The sequence below is a fragment of the Aeromonas enterica genome (assembly GCF_054052465.1).
Genome location: NZ_JBSTYL010000017.1, coordinates 52,922 through 70,369 on the forward strand (window position 1 = coordinate 52,922; position 17,448 = coordinate 70,369).

Here is a 17,448-nt window from a genome sequence, read left to right on the forward strand (position 1 = left end):
TGTATATGAACAAGGAATCGATAATGGGTAAGTGGTTTAAATCAGGGGCCCCCTGGATCTGGATGACCGGCGGTGCCGTCAGCCTGAGTCTGGTCGCGGTACTGGGTCTGTTGCTGCTCATCGGCTGGCGCGGTCTGGTCTACTTCTGGCCTCACCCCATCTATGAGTGGCAGCTCGAAGACGCCAGCGGCAACAAGAGCGTGCTGATCGGCGAGATCAACGATCGTGAGCTGGTGCCGGTCGAGCGGCTGCGGGCCTCAGGCTTGCCGCTGGAGGGGGAGGAGCGAGAGCTGCTGACCCGCTATCTGGTCAAGACCGGCAACCGCGAGTTTGTCGACCTCGATTTTCGCTGGGTGCTGGAGACCGACATCAAGTCCCAGAGCCTGCCGACCGAGCTCGCCATGGTGGAGCGTGCCACCAACGGCAACTTCTACGGTTATATCGTCGGGGTCAAGGAGGATGGCCGTGAGCTGAGCCAAGATCTGCATCCTGCGCTGCAACGGGTGCTTGCTCGTGCCAACGATCTTTCCGAACAGGCTGACGATCTGCAAAAAGGGGACATAGGCAGCATCAACTATCAGCTGGAGCGGCTGCGCCTCAAAGAGCGCAAAGCCGAACTGGACGACAAGCTGACCGATCAGCTTAAAACCCAGCTGGCGAGCGAGCGCCAGGCTCTCAATGACCATTATCAGGTGCTGGAAAAAGAGCTGTTCTCCCTGCGTGCCCAAGCGGACAGAGACAGCATTACGGTCAAGGACATGCGCGGCGAGCTGGTGGTCATGCCCATGTCCAAGGTACTGGACGTGGTGTGGCCCAACGACATGAGCCTGCCGGCCAAGGTGGGCTACTGGTTCCACCAGATTGGCAAGTTCGTCTCTGACGACCCCCGCGAGGCCAACACCGAGGGCGGCGTGTTCCCGGCCATCTTCGGCACCGTGTTCATGGTGTTCCTGATGGCGATCATCGTCACGCCGCTCGGCGTGGTGGCGGCTGTCTACCTGCACGAGTACGCGGGCAAGAACAGCCTGACCAAGATCATCCGCATCGCCGTGATCAACCTGGCGGGTGTTCCCTCGATTGTGTACGGCGTGTTCGGTCTGGGCTTCTTCGTCTACACGCTCGGCGGTTCGTTAGATCAGCTGTTCTACCCGGAAGCGCTGCCGAGCCCGACCTTTGGCTCCCCCGGCGTCATCTGGTCGGCGTTGACTCTGGCCATCCTGACCTTGCCGGTGGTGATCGTCTCCACCGAAGAGGGGCTGGCCCGGATCCCGAGCACCATTCGTCAGGGTTCGCTGGCACTGGGGGCCACCCAGGCCGAGACCCTGTGGCGTATCGTGCTGCCCATGGCGAGCCCGGCCATCATGACCGGCCTCATTCTGGCCATAGCACGGGCGGCCGGTGAAGTGGCGCCGCTGATGCTGGTGGGGGTGGTGAAGCTGGCACCGACCCTGCCGATGGATGGCAACTTCCCGTATCTGCACGTGGAGCGCAAGTTCATGCACCTGGGCTTCCACATTTACGATGTGGGCTTCCAGAGCCCCAACGTCGAGGCGGCGCGGCCACTGGTGTATGCCACCTCCTTCTTGCTGGTAACGGTGATCGTCGGCCTCAACCTGACGGCCATCGCCATTCGTAACCACTTGCGTGAAAAATTCCGGTCGCTGGAACATTAATCCAGCCACCCCAGACTGATGTGAGGCAAGGGATGGGCGGCAGCCCCCCTTGCCAGTCAAGTGTTCCGGCCGCTGGCACATCAAGATGTCCGCCGCCACCGACTGATTTGAGGTAACAGATGATCAACGTAACGACAGCTTCCACCCAGCACACTGCGCTGGACCTGCTCAACCTGAGCCCGGAGCAGACCGCGCTGGAGGTCAAGGATCTCAACCTGTATTACGGCAACAAGCAGGCGTTGTTCAACGTCAACATGAAGATCCCCAAGGGGCAGGTGACGGCCTTTATCGGCCCGTCCGGTTGCGGTAAATCGACCCTGTTGCGCTGCATCAACCGGATGAACGATCTGGTAGAGATCTGCCGCATCGAGGGCGAGATCCAGCTGCACGGCCACAACATCTACGACAAGGGGGTGGATGTCTCCGCCCTGCGTCGCCAGGTGGGCATGGTGTTCCAGCGCCCCAACCCTTTCCCCAAGTCCATCTACGAGAACGTGGTCTACGGCCTGCGCCTGCAGGGCATCAACGACAGACGCACCCTGGATGAGGCGGCCGAGCGTTCACTGCGCGGCGCGGCCCTGTGGGACGAGGTGAAGGATCGCCTGCACGACAATGCCTTCGGCCTCTCCGGTGGTCAGCAGCAGCGTCTGGTGATCGCCCGCGCCATCGCCATCGAGCCGGAAGTGCTGCTGCTGGATGAACCCACCTCGGCGCTGGACCCGATTTCGACCCTCACCATCGAGGAGCTGATCAACGAGCTCAAGAGCCAGTTCACCGTGGTGATCGTCACCCACAACATGCAGCAGGCGGCGCGGGTCTCGGATCAGACCGCCTTCATGTACATGGGCGAGCTCATCGAGTACTCGAACACCAACACCATCTTCACCACCCCGGCCAAGAAAAAGACCGAAGACTACATCACCGGCCGTTACGGCTAAGACATGGTTGGTGCAACAAGGATCATTGGTATGAAGAAGATGAGCATCAGTAAACAGATTACCGGTCAGTTCAATGGCTAAGGCATAATCGGAGCATCAAGGATTATTTGTATGGACAATATGAACCTCAATAAACACATCTCCGGTCAGTTCAATGCCGAACTTGAGAGCGTGCGCAATCAGGTGCTGGTGATGGGCGGCCTGGTGGAGCAGCAACTGACCGACGCCATCGCGGCCATCCACGATCAGGATCTGGATGCGGCGCGCAAGATAGTGGCGAACGATCACAAGGTCAACGCCATGGAAGTGGCGATCGACGAGGAGTGCACCCGCATCATCGCCAAGCGTCAGCCCACCGCGTCCGACCTGCGGCTGGTGATGGCCATCATCAAGACCATCACGGATCTGGAGCGCATCGGCGACGTGGCGGACAAGATTGCCCGCATGCTGACCGACAACGCCAACAAGCCGCAGCCGCCGCTGGTGTCGCTGGAGAACATGGGCCGGCGCACCATCAAGATGCTGCACGACGTGCTCGATGCCTTTGCCCGCATGGATCTGGAGGCGGCCATCGCCGTCTACAAGGAAGATGACAAGGTGGACAGAGAGTACGAGTCCATCATTCGCGAGCTGATGACCTACATGATGGAAGACCCGCGCACCATACCCCAGGTGCTGAACGTGCTGTGGGCGGCGCGGGCCATCGAGCGGGTCGGCGATCGCTGCCAGCACATCTGCGAGTACATCGTCTATTACGTCAAGGGCAAGGACGTGCGCCACACCAAGGCGGACGAGCTCAATGAGCTGCTCGGCAAGCACTGACCGCAAAATGAATAAAAAGGCGCTTTGGGCGCCTTGGCAAACAGACTTACTTAATTGAAATAAAAGGATTTATTTCAAGTTGTGTCCACATGATGACCACATTGAGAGAAAAATAAAGCCCCGCGACGTCGGGGCTTTTTACTGAAGAAAGATTTGTTTTTTCATTCCCTATAACAGCTTTGGCTGTCTTTTTTTGATCGTTCATTGGTTGTGAGGTGGTTTATAAGGCGCTCCGATTGTGAGTCCCATAGGAGGGCTAGGGCAGCTCCAGAGACTCGAAAAATCTGCGTCAGTTGATGCCGGTCCTGGTTCTGACTTGTCAATGGAAAATCTGATCGGGAGATTAAATGCTGAACCAAATCCTATTGCGTCCCCTCGTGGCAGCCCAGATACTTCTTTCAAAAGGTGTTCGTTCCCATTTTCAATAGCATAACGTAAAGAAATAAGGTCCCTTTCATTTGTCAATCTTAAAGAGATCCAGTTAGAGCACATCGCAAGGACGGTCGGAGATAATTCAGAAGGTCGTTGTGTGCTTACTAAGAGAGAACAGCTAAATTTTCTCCCTTCTTTCGCTAAGCGTTCATAAGCTTTAAGTCTATTATCATCTTCAGCATATGGATCTCTGAGGTACTGGTGAGCCTCTTCAAGGAGCAATAGTGTCGGATAATTTTTATCCTGTCCTCGTTTAAAAATAACTTCTGCATACATTTCTAAAAGAGCACCAAGAATCATGGGAGATAGATCGTCAGCAAGGTTTTTTAAATTTATAATATGAACGTTCCAGTCTTGAGGCTCTCCCCTTGGCAGACCAAATATGTTATTAACTTCTATATTTATTGGGTCAGCCCAATGATCAGCACTAACGTTATTAGTGGTTTCTCCACCATTGGTATTAATAACAGTTTTAAACCGGGTATCTTCAGAAAGTTGCTGTATTATTTTTATAAGAGGCAGGACATTGCCATAGTTGAATGGATTTCGCTCTGTTGTATTAGCATTTCTTGCCGCTGTCACACATCCAAATTCTGCGACAAGGGTAGCTAGAGCTCTAAATGGAGGCCATGTTGGTTGGGTCTTTACATTGCGACAACGAAGTGCATTCAGCCAAGATCCAAGATGTTCTTGTCCAAATGGACGACAGTCATCATAAAGCGTAAACGTTAGCCCATCTTGTTGTTGAATTAACATGTCTCCTTGGTGGTTATCTATAGCTTTTACCATTGTTAGGCATTTCAATGCATTTCTTAATGCTGGAAGCTGAGTTTTATCGCTAGGACGCAGTAATTTTATTAAACCAGCCCATCCCAAAGCTTGGTATGGTATCTTGTGAAACGTAGCATATTCTTTTTTGAAGGGGCCTTTTTGATGGTTGTTAACACCTTCGCCAAGGATTGTTTGTTTAACCCTTGGTAATCCCTCAAATGCCTGAGCGTATTCACCATTAATATCAAATATTACAATTCTAGAATTTGGGAAGTTTTGTGCTATTTGACGAGTGATTAATGCGTTGAAGTTTGATTTTCCATATCCGGTACTCCCTAAGACAGCAAGATGTCGACTCAAAATTTTATTCAAATTTGCTCTAATCTCAATTGAAGATGTTCTCGAATCATACCCTAGCTTAATTGAATGGCGCTTGTCATCCTGATCTAGACCGAAAACTACATTTAAATGATTTCTATCAAGAGGAATTGCTTTTGCACCTAAAGGAGGCAACATCCAGTTCTCTGATATAAACTCGAGATTATTAACACCAGATTTAATATATCCAATGGCATGGCATATTATTTGACGTAAGGGAACTCCTGATGTATTCATTGTGCCAATGTTAGCGGCATGCGCCTTCTCTGGTTCGATGAATGACATATCAGAAACTCTTGCGACAATTAAATTTCGTCCAGCTTCAAATCCAATTATATCTCCTGGTTGAGAAACAGAATTGACGCCTACTCTATGTGATGCTAATTGGCCTTTATGCCCCTCAAGAATGTTCATTCTTATCTTGGTGCCTTCCAGAGAAACAACATAACCAATCTGTGATATATCATGTTGTTGCATTGTCATATATTGTCACCTTGACTAGTTACGTCTCGAATTGCCTCAGCAATTATTTGTGCCGCATTGCTTCGAGGGAATAAAACTGGTTTAGGTATTAAGTCTACAAAATTATTAAAATATGCACTCTCACCACAAATTAAAGTTATTTGGTTTAATTTCATTTTTCTGATTTTATCAATGCATTTCTGTGCTTCAGTCAGAGACTTTCCATTTATGATGTCATCATTAAGAAATTCCATCTCAGGATAGCAGATAACAATATGAAGCGATGGATTTAATAATGCTCCTAATATAAGGCGGTTTATATGATAATCTCCAAAGCCATAACCATTAATAAATAATGCGGCTTGAGGTTTAGATAGGAATTCACTAAATCGCCGGAACATTTCACCATAGACAAAACCAATTGTGTGATGGTATTTATTTGCACCTGGAAAAATAAGATGTTGTTTATGCGATATATCGCTGCCAGATATTAATGGCGAAAGTATTTCTTTAAATACAATAGATGACGTGCTTTCACTTATGTCACCATTTATATCTTTATGCCAAGTTAGTGACCCGTGCAATTTATATAAATATAAGCAATAGTGACCGAAACGAGCTTCGCCAATGGCATTCACATTTCGAAAGCCTAGGTCAAATGAATGAGGCTGGAATGTGCGAGAATGAATTCCTGAAAATCCATTTATTATGCTTATTCCGGATTCTTCGGCAGCCCATTCTATAGCAAGATCGTAGTTTGTTGTAAAAATTGCGGGTGCTGATTGTCCGGGCTGACGATTTGATAGTAGCTTTTCTAGTAAATTTCTATGCTTATCAAAGTTATCTTTTTTTCCAACGTGTGAAATAGGAAAGTCGGTGCCAACTAATAATGCTGCATTTATTACAGATCTGTAAAGAGCTATTCTTGCAAGTTCTAGTTCTTGCGTATTTTCATTTTTAGTGCTTTCTACATCAATAAATTTAAGTACTTGGTCAATTAAAATCTCCACATTAACAGAGTCATCTTCAATTTCATCGCTAGTTATAAGGTTGCATTTATCAGTGAGATAGGTGACTGAACCTGGATTGTTATTTTTGAAATCCAGCCAGATTTCCTTCATAACTTTGCCACCTGCAGATTTAGATGCTCCTGCACCTAATAGAATTCCCACATTTTCTAGTTGGCACAAAGAAGAAAGATGATTCTCAATATCTTTTAAGCTTATTTCATTTCCACCTTGATAATATGTTGTAACCATAAAAAGTTCCTCTCTGGAAAAGTTAATAGTCACAATATAACGATACCTCCATAGCTCTCCTAGATGCCCATACAAATATTTTACTCATGAATTTTTCACTCTTATCAAAAAAAGAATGTAAGTGCATGATTTAACTTGGATTAACTTAGTTATCACGAGGTCGTACCAGATCCATCTTGTTGGCTCAGATCCTCACGAAAAGTAACAACTATCTCTTTATCTTCAATTGCTTACGCTTTTTTACGCCGCCTGCTGGCTGTGATCAAACCGCCCAAAACGATCATCGAATGACGTTTTGTGAAATTCTGAATTCCCTCCAAGAACCCAGCCACGGTGAGGGCTAGACCATGAATTTGCACCATTTTATTTGTGCAAAAAATGCCACATTTTTAGCCCGAAGGTGGGCGGGGAGGAGTGCGGATTCCGTGGGACAGAGAATGCCGTGTGCCCATTTTGCAGCCAAGGTTGTCAGGGGTGAAAAAAAACGCGGCAGCATAGCTGGCGCGTTGGGTATGAACGAGGGCGGGCTAGTTAGGTGGGGTCATGTCTCTGAATACCTCAGCACAGAGGCGCTGCAGTAGGGGGTCGCCGGGTTCAAAGATAAGCGGGCGTGGTGGGGCCTTCTGTGTCCATGTGCTCTTGCTGGACTGGTGGCGCATGGTCTTGATGATGATACCGGCTTTGCCCTGGGTCAGGTTGGTCTGCATCCACTTGAGCGAGGGCTTGGTCGTGCGGGTACGTTTGCCCTGCTTGCGCTTGACGGTGTAACCCAGTTCCCGCAGGCGCACCGCTTGGAAACGAGAGCACGGTTCATCATGGGCGGTGTTCGTGCGCTGACCGCTGCGTTTGGTCATGCGCCAGCTGTTCCCCTTCTGATGCTGATAGGCAATGCGGGCTGCGAATGGTTGATTGAGGGTCACGGTTAAGGTATCAGCGGTGGGCTTTGAGCGCAGGCGTTTGGCAAAACCGCTCAGCTTTTTGTCTTTACGTTTGCTGTGACGCTTCGCCCAGGGTGAACCGTCAGGGGCCTGGCTTTTGCGAATGGTCTTACGGTTGGCAGTGACGATGGCCTTACCAATCGCGGCATTGAGGGCGCGTCGCTTCTTGGGCGTCAGCGCCAGCATGCCCAACTGTTCTCGCAAGCGCAGGAAGGATCGTTGGGTCGTGGATATATCATTCATCAGCTCTCTTTCCTGGATTGGTCACCCTGATGAGGTGATTAATTTATATGCAAGTTTCGGTCGCTGGTTGGGCTGCCATTCAGCTTTGGATTGATATTGTTTCTCTTGAGGAGAATAGTTTTTTCGCTGAGAACTATTCATTTCGTATCCTGATATTTTGATGTCTTGCTGGGCCACTCTACCGAGTGGCCTTTTTTTGTTTATTCGATGATGGGATTGAGCGTGTTGGCCAGGGCGTTGGCTGTTTGGGCATGGGCTTGCAGCTCTCCCGCTTCGTTCGGTGTGCCGACGCTGGGGTGGGTGTGGGTCGCGGTGGTGGTGGCCAGTTGCTCCACCAGGTTCATCAGCTGGAGCAGTAGCTGAAAAATATTGGTGCTGTCGGTCCCCATCCAGGATTGCGGTGCTTCCAGGTGCTGGCTTGTGCCGGCGATGGCTCGGCGCAGTTCACCCACCACCTCGGTGAGGCTGCCCGCCGTGGTCTGGCTCATGTTGCCCAAGCTCCCCAGGGTGAACGCATCACCGGCCAAGAGCTCAATACCGCCCAGCGCCTCGATGCGCTTCATGGCCCCTATCAGCTCCACGCTGTGTTGCTGCGTGCTTATCTGATGCTGGCCAAATTCCCCCAGATCGTCGTCGGCCTGCTGGCGCAACTGCCAGGCGCTGTCGGTGTGAGTGCGATCGGTGATTGCTGTGCGGTTGCCCACCGCATCGATGCGCTGCGCCACCTCGGCCCGCTGCTGTTGCAGTTGCTCACCCGGGGTGATATCGGGCAGGGGCCAGCCCTGGCCCAGAATAGTGCGCACAAACGGCCGGTCGACCCGGCCAAAGGCAAAGCCCAGCTCCACCACGGTGCCCTCCAGCGGATACTGCAGCAGTCCTTGTTCCTGACCACCAAACAGCACCGGCAGCGGCACCGCCCGATAAAGCGGGGTCTTGCTGTCCGGCTTGCCATCTTCTCCCAGCACCTGCACATCAACCGCATAGCGCGGCCGAAATGGATCGGCTGTTTGGCCGGCGCTGGCTCGGTCGCTGATGCTAACCACGATGCCAAATTGTGGCAGGTGGGTACCGGCGGCCAGTTCGGGAAACTGCTGCTCGGTCTGGCGCTGCTGGGCGCTCTTGGCCACCTTCCCCGGGGTGGCCGTGGTGATAGTCATATCTTCACCGGTGAGCCGTACCCGGATGACCCGCTTGCCATCCACGGTGGCCCCGGGACGCAGCACTGGCGAGGGGGGCATGGTGAACTGATTGCCCGCCTGGGCTCGCGCCCAGGCCGGATCCATCGTCACATTCTTGCCCGCCCAGCGGCTGTGCGCGTGGCTGCCGACAAAGATCGTGCCGTCCGGTTGCTGGTACCAGATAAAGTCCGGTACTGAAAATGCGCGGCCGGCATTGTTGAGCAACTGATAGCCGGTGCCGGCGCTGGTGAAATTAGGGATCGGGGTGTCGGTGTAATCGGCCCCCTGGGGGAGCAGGAAGGTCAGGCCGGTCTGCTCGGTCAACCAGGCCAGCATGCCGCGCAAGGTGGTGTGTTGTTGGCTGACCGGCAGGGGGGCCGCCAGCGCGCCTGCCAGCTCCCGGCACAACAGCCGACTACTGCCATTGTCGGTGGGCTGCACCGTTTCCACGTAGCCGGTGAACCAGCGGCGCAGATCGTTGTTGTATCCCACGTCCAGGGCGAAGGTATCCCCTTTGGCGGCTGCCCCCTGGATGACCAGCACCGCCCGACCGCCGGCGGACAGGTCGAGTGCGACATCATGTTCGACCAGGGCGCAGGGGGTGTCGGCGATGGTCAGGCGAGTAGCTAGTTTCATGCGAGAGAGTCATCCCATTTTTTCAGAAATTGCTCAAAGGCGGTTCGCTGCTCGACAGGTTGTTTTGTGTCATCTGCCGGTTCGGCGCCGTCGGTCCCCGAGCCGGTACTGGCGGCGGGGAGCGTCTGACGCTGCTCGCGCTTCTCCGGCACCGAGTTGTACTCACGCAGGGTCAGCGACACATGCCAGGCCATCTGACCGTCCTGCTCATCAGCCGAGATTGTGCCGGCAAACTTGACCTGGCGGATTTTCACCGCGCGGGCCAGCTGTGACCCAATGCGGTAAATGTGCCGCTGGCCACCGCTGTCATTTGCGCCGGCCAGGGCAAACAACGCCGTCAGATCTGCCGCCTGTTTGAAGGGGATGAGACCGGTTACTTTCAATTCCTTGGCCTTGGTCCCCTGCTCCGAACTGGTTGCGCTGCTGGTCTGGCCGGACTGGTCTTTGTCCTTGTACTGCATCGAGAGAGAGACTTTCATTCCCAGCAGTGCCATCGGTTGACCGTCCAGGGTGAGCAAGGCAGTTTTCATGGGGCAAGCTCCTGCCAGAAGGTGATCGGGGTGGCCGATAGCAACAAGGTGGCCACGGTGTGGGTATGGGCATGGCTGGGTGGGGTTGAGGCGTCGAGCTGGCTGGCCAGGCTGGCGGCGTCCCCCTCGCCTTGCCAGTGCCACACCTGACCGCTGAGGGCGGCGAGTCGATCCAGCGCCTGGCCAAGCTCGGTCAAGCGGGCCTCCCGGCGTGTGGCCAATGCCTGCAACCGTGCGATGGGGGTCTGGCTGTCTGCTGCCAGGCTTTCCAGGTGCGCGATACCGGCGCCCAGGGCGCTTCGGGTTTGGCGCAGGGGATCCCAGAGCAGCGGCTCACCCTGGCGCCAGCGGGGCACCATAGGTGCCGTGGGTTGGATCATGGTGGCATTGCTGGCTTGTAGGCGGCGCAAGGTAGCGCACCAGGCTGGGATTGGCAGCACTGGGCACAGGGTGGCCAGCAGGGAGGCCAGCTCACTGGCGCTTTGGGCCGTGACCAACCAGGCCACGGCATAGCCGGAACCGGCCGGGGTCAACGGGTCGGCGCCGTCGCGCAGTTTGGCCGCCAGCCGCGCCACCGCATTGGGGGCGGACAAAGCGTGCTCCGTCCCCTGCACCTGACCGACCCCGTATTGCTCAGGGGTGACGCTGAGGGCGCGGCCGGTTGCCAGCAGGGCATCCAGCGAGGCGCGAAGGGCGGCCAGGGCAGTAGCCTGACCGGATAGCGGGTTGACCGGGTAGTGTGCCCGATCGGCTAAGGCATCCAGGCGAGCCTGGGCGGCCGTGTTGCTGCCCGGAACCTGGGCAAGGACAGGCTGCATCTGTTCACGCATCCCGGCAGCGCTGGCGGGCCAACGGATGGAGCTTGTGGTCCAGCTCATCAGGTCCCCTTATGCGATATAGCGGTTGAACAAGGCAGGGCGGGTCGCGTCGCCCTTTTCAGCCAGTGTTTGCAGATAGGCAGTTGCCTCTCCCAGTGCGGCGTCAGTGATAAGCCCCAACGCGTGTTCCGATCTGGCGTAGCCGTAACACTCCAATTCATTAAGATACGTTTGCGCCTTGGCGCGCTCATCCCTCCGTGCTACCTGCTCACGGGTGGCGATCTCAATCCATCGCTCCGACTCAATATCGAACTGTGGCTGCAACATTGCCGGCATCGATGGCTGGATGTTTACTTTTCCGCTTTTGACGTAGTAGCCAGCGGGCGGCTGGTATTGGCCTGGCGCCAGCTCGTATTTCTCCTGTTCGGTCGGGGTCCGGCAGCACTTTTTCTTGGGGTCATAGACCAGGCGCTCCGGTAATGTCTCTCCCCGGTATTCGCACAACGCGATCCCTTCTTCCGCTTGTTGCTGATATTGCTTGATTGGCGTGTCAGACACCCATTTTACGCGGGGATAGCCCTGCAGCAGATCGGCGAGATACAGGTAGTAGTACCGTTTTTTCATGAGTCCTCCTTATGACAGGCGTTTCCAGATGTGGAGTTTGTAGAACGCGTTAAGCACAGAGAAGGCCGCGCCGCCCCCTTGAGTGTCCGTGCCAGGCGTGGCTCCCCATGTGTCACTTTCAGCCGTGCTTGATACACCGGCCCAATTCCCACCTGCTGATGCATGCATGTAATAGGCGCCTGCTGCTGCGGAATCGTTGGCGATAGCCACTGTTGAGCTCGGGACATTTTCCAGTAACGTGCCTGCATCACCGCTGTATTGGTCCAAAAAGAGGGAGTGAGCATGGCCGGGCACGTGGTGGGCGTGATCGGCAACCGTATGAGCGTGAGGTGGCATGTGCTCGACGCCAATGGCTGCCGTATCACTGCCGCCATACAGGCCGAGCCCCTCTCCCTCTGCGGCGCCCCGGAGGTGCTGATTGACAGCGATGCGCCCCCAGGTTGTGCCTGGATAGATAGCTGCTGGGTTGTCCAGGCTATCGAGTATCAGCACCGCTCCGATGATGGGAGGGGAATTTTGGGCGGGGGGCGGATTGCCGGTGTCATAGGCTTCGCGCCATTGTTCGTCCCATTCACCTGCACTGTGTCCGAAATTTCGCCATGCCAGCACCCCCGAGCCCGCATTGGGGTATGCCAACTGAATAAGGGTGTCGCTGGCATAAATAGATTTGGTTTCGCAATAAAACATTTCTCCCGCACTCGGCGGGTAATGGGCGCAGGTGGCCTTCTCGTACAAGCCAAACTCGCCCGCCAGACAGCCGTTCATGTCCTTATTGCTGATGATCGCAATTTCACCTTGCTGGTTGTTCAAGCTGTCGGTGCGGGGGGTGTAGGCCGCCACAGGCAGCGCCCCAATCTCTTCCGCCGTGGGCGGGTCAAGTATCTCATCCCAAAAATGGGCATGGGTGCGCTGCCGGCGGGCATCTGTCACGGTGCCATCGGCTGTGATGGTGGCTACCTGGGCAACGTGATGCAGATAGCCTTCGTCGGTGTAGTCGGTTAATGGTGTGGCGCTGAGCACCAGGTTGACGTGATTTTCCCAGGCACCAAGCAAGGATCCGGCCCGGTACACATCGACCCAAACACCCATTGGTAGAGCTGCCGGTGTCACGATCTGATCGTCGCTCAGTACCGCCAACAAGCCGCCGATCACCCCTAAACCTGGGTGCGTGTGGTACACCCCGGCGTTGTTGGTGACCAGAAAGCCATTCCCCTCAAACCAGGCGGGACCATAGAGCGGCATCGCCAGCGCGCGCATGTCCTCATCCAGCCCGCGCAGGCGGGCGGCATAGTCAATCTGCCAGGTACTGGCATCGACCGTGGTGATGGTGGCCAGGCTCGCCCGGTCGTACTCCATCAGCATGGATTTGACCAGGCTGTTGCCGGTCTGGCCGCTGGCCTCATCGGTCTTGAGTTTGGCCTCCAGCCCCTTGTGCACGATCATCCCCACCAGGTTGGTTTCGGTGTTGATGAGGTACATGGCATTGAACTCGAAATCGCCGACGCGGGTGTCCATCACAATGGTGTAGGCCACCGCGTCGAGATTGATGCGCCCGCGCTGGTCCACCGCCTGGCGATACACAATCTGCGCAGCCGTCGGCAAGCCGTCATCGGGGCTGATGGGCAGCTCGGGATCGAGATCCGGGATGTTGGCCAGCACGAAGGCATCGAGCACCACCGGGGCTTCGTCGGTCAGGCAGGCTTGCCAGTAGCTGGCAAAGGCGTTGGTGATAACTTGACTCATAAGTTCCTCTTGAGTGATGCGCCAAAGACTTGCTGGCTCATGTCGATACGGGCCGCGTGCACGGTCGCGGCTTGTGGATAGACCACCTGAAAGCGATAGCGGCGGCAGGTGCGCCCGTAGTGCTGGATCAGTTCCATCATCAGCGCCTGGTTGCCGGCTGCCGCGCTGTCGGTCACCTCGATAGTGATCACGTCCCAGTCTGTGTCGGCCTGGCGTTCGTGCAGTTCACACCAGCCGAGCCCCAGGCGCTCAAAGATGCGTTTAAAGCCTGCCACGTCGCCGGCGTCCCGGGCGTTGAGGTAAGCCCACTTCACCCGCTTGCGGTACAAATCCAACGGCTCGCCGTCAAAGCGGGTAATGTCCCGCTCCCACGCCAACAGCGCCAACAGGCGGGGCGAACAGGTCAGCGGATCCTGGCTGGCCAGCGGGTAAAGCAACCAGGTACGCAGCTGCCGCCAGAACCCCATGATCCCGGCTATCAGGAAAGACGGCTCTTGGGGGACTTCTGGCAGGGTGTCGCCATCCTCCCACCAGGGCACGGTGTGTGCTGGCAGCAGTGGGGCCTGGTCATCACGTTCACGGGGGGTCATGCGGTGACTACCTCCAGTGAGGCCAGGCGAGGAACATCAAGCAGTGACACGATATCCGTATTCGCAAAATCCAGGCTTGCCAAGGCTGGGAAGGTCTCGTGCAGCTCGCGCCCCAACTGACTGAACGAGAAGCGCGAGCGGGGCGCGGTGCGGGTCACGTCCGGGTAGGCGGTGGATTCACGAAAGGCTGCCCGGATAAGGGCATCGACACCGGCCAGGAGCGCGGCCAGTTCTTCCTCTTCGAGGTTGGCCACTGGCCAGATCGTCACGCTGACATCCACCAGGGTGTCGGCTAGCGGGAACACCTGCAGATCATCGCCGTGACCGTGGTTGCCTTGCACGGTCACATAATCGTTGAGCTGGGCGATCAGAGTGTCAGGGGTGGGCCCCACGTCCAGCAGGATGTAAGCGTTGGCGGTACCGGGCCCGCGAGGACCATCGTGTTCAAAGTAGATCTGATCCGGGCGCACGCCGGCGACACTGGCCAGCATGCTGCGGTACACCGAATCGATGTGATAGTGCGAGACGGCCGAGAACTGGGTCTGAATGCGCAGACCCAGCGAGTCGTCATCCTCCTCATTGCTGCCTACCTGGGTGATCCAGTCCGGGCCATTGCTGGCCGAGACAATGCCGGTGATGGGTTCGCTCAGCAGGTTGTAATAGCCCGGTGCCAGGTTGTAGGCCACGCCGGCCTTTTCGGCCTCGCACACCACCTGGGCCACGGCCTCGCCGGCGGGGCTGACCACGGCTTGCACAGGGCGCAGACGATAGACCACGCCATCGATGCGTTCGGTGGCCACAGACACAGACGCCAGGATGGTGACAGAGTCGGCGGGGTTGGCCTTGACGAAATCGACCAGGCCCCGGGTCTTCTGAGCAGGCTTGCGGGTGAGGTCTACATCCCAGGCCTTGAGGTCGAGATAGACGGCTTTGGCGGTGGCGGCAAAGCTGTTGGGCAGCACGTAGCCGGCGAGCAGGGTGCGCAGCAGGAAAGCAGCCGGGGTGACCACCACCCCTTGCACCAGGCGCCAGAACGGACTGACCGCGCTGTCATTAGAAATCAGCGAGCCGCTGGCGGTGACCTGGCGTTTGAGCTCGGCGGTGATCGCCTCGTCGGTGGTGGGGATCCCCGCCTCATCGAGCAGGGCGGTAAAATCCACACGGGGGCGGATGCTCATAGGGTTACCTCTATCAATCCGAAATCGTAGGTTTGAGCGGTCAGGGCGATGGTGCCAGGGTGCACCTCGGTCAGCTCAATCGTGCCCGGTACCAGGCGCACATCCACCTCGACCAGCAACTCAATCTCGGTCATCACATCTGCACGCTGGGTGGGGCTGCGCTCGCCCAGGAGCTTGCGGGCCAGTCCTGACTCCATGATGGAGTGCGCAATGTCCTGGCCGATGCTGTGCCGATCGGCGGTGTAGCGCGGCTGGCTGCCGTCATCGAGCAACCAGGCACCGCCCTCGACCCGGATATCCACATAAAGCGGCTCACTCATGGCGCCCCCATGAATGCTTCTTGTGCCAGCTGGGCGGGCGACATCGGATTTTGGAAGTGGTTGTGCACCTCGCCCACGGTCACGGTTTTGCCAGCGTTACCGCGCTGGGCATTGGCGTTGGCTTGAATGAGGCTCATGCCAAGGCCACCTGCTGGCACGGTGGTCGCCGGCGGGGCCAGATAGCTGGCCAGGGGCGCGGTGGCCTGCTGGTTTTGTCGTTGCAGCGACACCGCTTGGGTGAGGTCGGGCAGTGCGCCTATACCGCTGGTATCGACGCTCACACCGGGGATGAGGTTCATCATGTCCAGCAGCTTGAGCACCCCTTTCATCAGGGTATTCATGGGCCACAGGGCAATCTTGAACATCCAGGCCAGCACCTCGCCGACCGACTGGCCGGCGCTTTTCATGTCGTTGAGAGAGGCTGCGCCGGTGTCCAGGGTGCCAAAGAACGAGCCCACCCAGCTGATGAGCGAGCCAAAGCCGCTGGCCAGCGCGCCGAGCACATCGACAAAAGGTTGGAACAACTCAAAGATGACCGGGCCGAGCACGTCCCAGATCCCGCTAAAGAAGGCGCTCAAAGGGGCCCAGTAGGCCACCACCACGGCGATGGCGCCGGCGATCAGCAGCAGGGGCCAGAGCAGGGCACTGAAGGCGGTGGCCGCGATGCCGACGGCGCTGGCCAGCACGCCGGTTGCCAGGGCACTGACCCCCGATACCACCGCCCAGACACCTGCCGCACCGGCCAGCCCCAGCACCACGAGAGTGACGGTGCCGAGCAGCTTGGTCAGGTGGGGAAACATATCCATCCACTTTTCGACCTGGGCGCCGCCATCGGCAAAGGCCTTGGCCACGCTGTTGATGGGGGCCAGTATCGAGCCCATGAGTTTGGTTTTCAGTGCGGTACTGACTGCGCCCAGCCGTTCCCATTGGTCGGTCATGGCGCCGGCCATTTCCTCTGCCTTGCTCAATCCCGTGGTTTTGCCCAGCGAGTCCATGCTCTGGTGCAGGCCGTTGGTTTCCTTCATCAGCAAGGAGACAAACGCCAGGCCATTCTTGCCGCCGAACGCCTCGCTGAGTTTGCCCATGTCGGCATTTTTCAGTGTCCCACTGCCAAAACGCTTTTTGAGCTTGTCCAGGATAGTGAGCATGGGCAGCAGCTGGCCCTTGGCATCGGTGAACGTCATGCCCAGCTTTTTGCCGGCGCCGGTGAGGCCGGCCAAAAATGCCTTGAATTTGGTACCGGCTTCGCTGCCGCTCATGGTGGCTTGCAGCGTACCCAGGATCGCAAATTGCTCGTTCATGCTGACGCCAGCAGTGGTTGCCTGTGCGCCCAGGTTACTGAATGCCTCGCTCATGGCCGCGCCGGTGGTCTTGAACATCTGCACGGCCAGCGCGGTTTTGCCGGCCACGGCTTGCACCCAGTTGGCCTTGCCCATCTGGGCCGCTTGTTGTTTGAAGATGCCGTACATGGTGCCCATGTAGCTGGTGATGGTGCCCGTGTCGGCTTTGGTGGCGGCAGCCAGGACGGCGGACGACTTGGTGAAGGTGGAAAGCTCCGAGCCATTGAGGCCCGCGATGGCAGACTGGATATCGTAGGAGGCCCGCACAAACTCCACGGCGCTTTTGCCGTATTCCATGGAGAAGGCGAGCGCGGTCTGGCTTAAGCCCTGCAGGGCATCTTGTGCAACGCCCAGTGAGGCCACCTCGCCCAGGGCGCGGTCCATTTCGATCGCAGGATCGAGCACGGAGCGCAGGGCCATGCCCACCGCCATGATGGTGGCCACGCCGCCGGCCATCTTGCCCCAGCCGGCGGCGGTGCGGGCGATGCCCTTGTCGATCCCTTTCAGCGGGCCGGAAACCTTGTCCACGATGCCGATCTGGAGCATCAGCTTTTCAAATGAACCGCTCATGTGCC

The 17,448-nt window shown here is 56.5% G+C and carries 15 protein-coding genes; 3 read left to right on the top strand and 12 right to left on the bottom strand.

Annotated elements, in window-relative coordinates; translation table 11 throughout:
* The first annotated feature begins 23 nt into the window (after positions 1–23).
* The 3 genes from pstA (at position 24) to phoU (ending at position 3,433) form a co-directional block, all read left to right on the top strand.
* Positions 24–1,673 (top strand): phosphate ABC transporter permease PstA, encoded by a 1,650-nt coding sequence (gene pstA, locus ACW5XD_RS16430; RefSeq protein WP_456495775.1) that lies wholly within the window; start codon positions 24–26, stop codon positions 1,671–1,673.
* A 119-nt stretch (positions 1,674–1,792) separates the two neighbouring features.
* On the top strand, positions 1,793–2,611 hold the full coding sequence (gene pstB / locus ACW5XD_RS16435; RefSeq protein ID WP_043137469.1) for a phosphate ABC transporter ATP-binding protein PstB: 819 nt from the start codon (positions 1,793–1,795) through the stop codon (positions 2,609–2,611).
* A 111-nt stretch (positions 2,612–2,722) separates the two neighbouring features.
* Positions 2,723–3,433 (top strand): phosphate signaling complex protein PhoU, encoded by a 711-nt coding sequence (phoU, locus tag ACW5XD_RS16440; RefSeq protein WP_042036494.1) that lies wholly within the window; start codon positions 2,723–2,725, stop codon positions 3,431–3,433.
* 201 nt (positions 3,434–3,634) lie between these two features.
* On the opposite strand, the gene ACW5XD_RS16445 is transcribed toward phoU, so the two are convergent.
* From ACW5XD_RS16445 to ACW5XD_RS16500, 12 genes are all read right to left on the bottom strand, one after another.
* The gene (locus tag ACW5XD_RS16445; protein WP_456495776.1) at positions 3,635–5,497 is read right to left on the bottom strand and encodes an ATP-binding protein; all 1,863 of its coding nucleotides are present in this window, start codon (positions 5,495–5,497) and stop codon (positions 3,635–3,637) included.
* Positions 5,494–6,735: an SIR2 family anti-phage-associated protein gene (locus tag ACW5XD_RS16450; RefSeq protein ID WP_456495777.1), complete on the bottom strand. Its 1,242-nt coding sequence runs from the start codon at positions 6,733–6,735 to the stop codon at positions 5,494–5,496. The genes ACW5XD_RS16445 and ACW5XD_RS16450 overlap by 4 nt, the downstream gene beginning before the upstream one ends.
* 527 nt (positions 6,736–7,262) lie before the next feature.
* On the bottom strand, positions 7,263–7,916 hold the full coding sequence (locus ACW5XD_RS16455) for a phage virion morphogenesis protein (RefSeq protein ID WP_456495778.1): 654 nt from the start codon (positions 7,914–7,916) through the stop codon (positions 7,263–7,265).
* Positions 7,917–8,116: 200 nt separating this feature from the next.
* Positions 8,117–9,730: a hypothetical protein gene (locus tag ACW5XD_RS16460; RefSeq protein WP_456495779.1), complete on the bottom strand. Its 1,614-nt coding sequence runs from the start codon at positions 9,728–9,730 to the stop codon at positions 8,117–8,119.
* Positions 9,727–10,260: a baseplate complex protein gene (locus ACW5XD_RS16465; protein WP_456495780.1), complete on the bottom strand. Its 534-nt coding sequence runs from the start codon at positions 10,258–10,260 to the stop codon at positions 9,727–9,729. The genes ACW5XD_RS16460 and ACW5XD_RS16465 overlap by 4 nt, the downstream gene beginning before the upstream one ends.
* Positions 10,257–11,138: a hypothetical protein gene (locus tag ACW5XD_RS16470; protein ID WP_456495781.1), complete on the bottom strand. Its 882-nt coding sequence runs from the start codon at positions 11,136–11,138 to the stop codon at positions 10,257–10,259. Before ACW5XD_RS16470 ends, ACW5XD_RS16465 begins: the two co-directional genes overlap by 4 nt.
* 9 nt (positions 11,139–11,147) lie before the next feature.
* Positions 11,148–11,702, bottom strand: coding sequence for a hypothetical protein (locus ACW5XD_RS16475; RefSeq protein WP_456495782.1), 555 nt, complete (start codon positions 11,700–11,702; stop codon positions 11,148–11,150).
* A gap of 9 nt (positions 11,703–11,711) precedes the next feature.
* On the bottom strand, positions 11,712–13,445 hold the full coding sequence (locus ACW5XD_RS16480; protein ID WP_456495783.1) for a phage tail-collar fiber domain-containing protein: 1,734 nt from the start codon (positions 13,443–13,445) through the stop codon (positions 11,712–11,714).
* Entirely contained in the window at positions 13,442–14,035 is a 594-nt protein-coding gene (locus tag ACW5XD_RS16485) for a phage tail protein (RefSeq protein WP_456495784.1), read from the bottom strand. The genes ACW5XD_RS16480 and ACW5XD_RS16485 overlap by 4 nt, the downstream gene beginning before the upstream one ends.
* Positions 14,032–15,213, bottom strand: coding sequence for a baseplate J/gp47 family protein (locus ACW5XD_RS16490; RefSeq protein ID WP_456495785.1), 1,182 nt, complete (start codon positions 15,211–15,213; stop codon positions 14,032–14,034). The genes ACW5XD_RS16485 and ACW5XD_RS16490 overlap by 4 nt, the downstream gene beginning before the upstream one ends.
* On the bottom strand, positions 15,210–15,533 hold the full coding sequence (locus ACW5XD_RS16495) for a DUF2590 family protein (protein ID WP_456495786.1): 324 nt from the start codon (positions 15,531–15,533) through the stop codon (positions 15,210–15,212). Before ACW5XD_RS16495 ends, ACW5XD_RS16490 begins: the two co-directional genes overlap by 4 nt.
* A complete protein-coding gene (locus ACW5XD_RS16500) occupies positions 15,530–17,443 on the bottom strand; it encodes a phage tail tape measure protein (protein WP_456495787.1) in 1,914 nt (637 codons plus the stop codon). Before ACW5XD_RS16500 ends, ACW5XD_RS16495 begins: the two co-directional genes overlap by 4 nt.
* Positions 17,444–17,448: the final 5 nt, after the last annotated feature.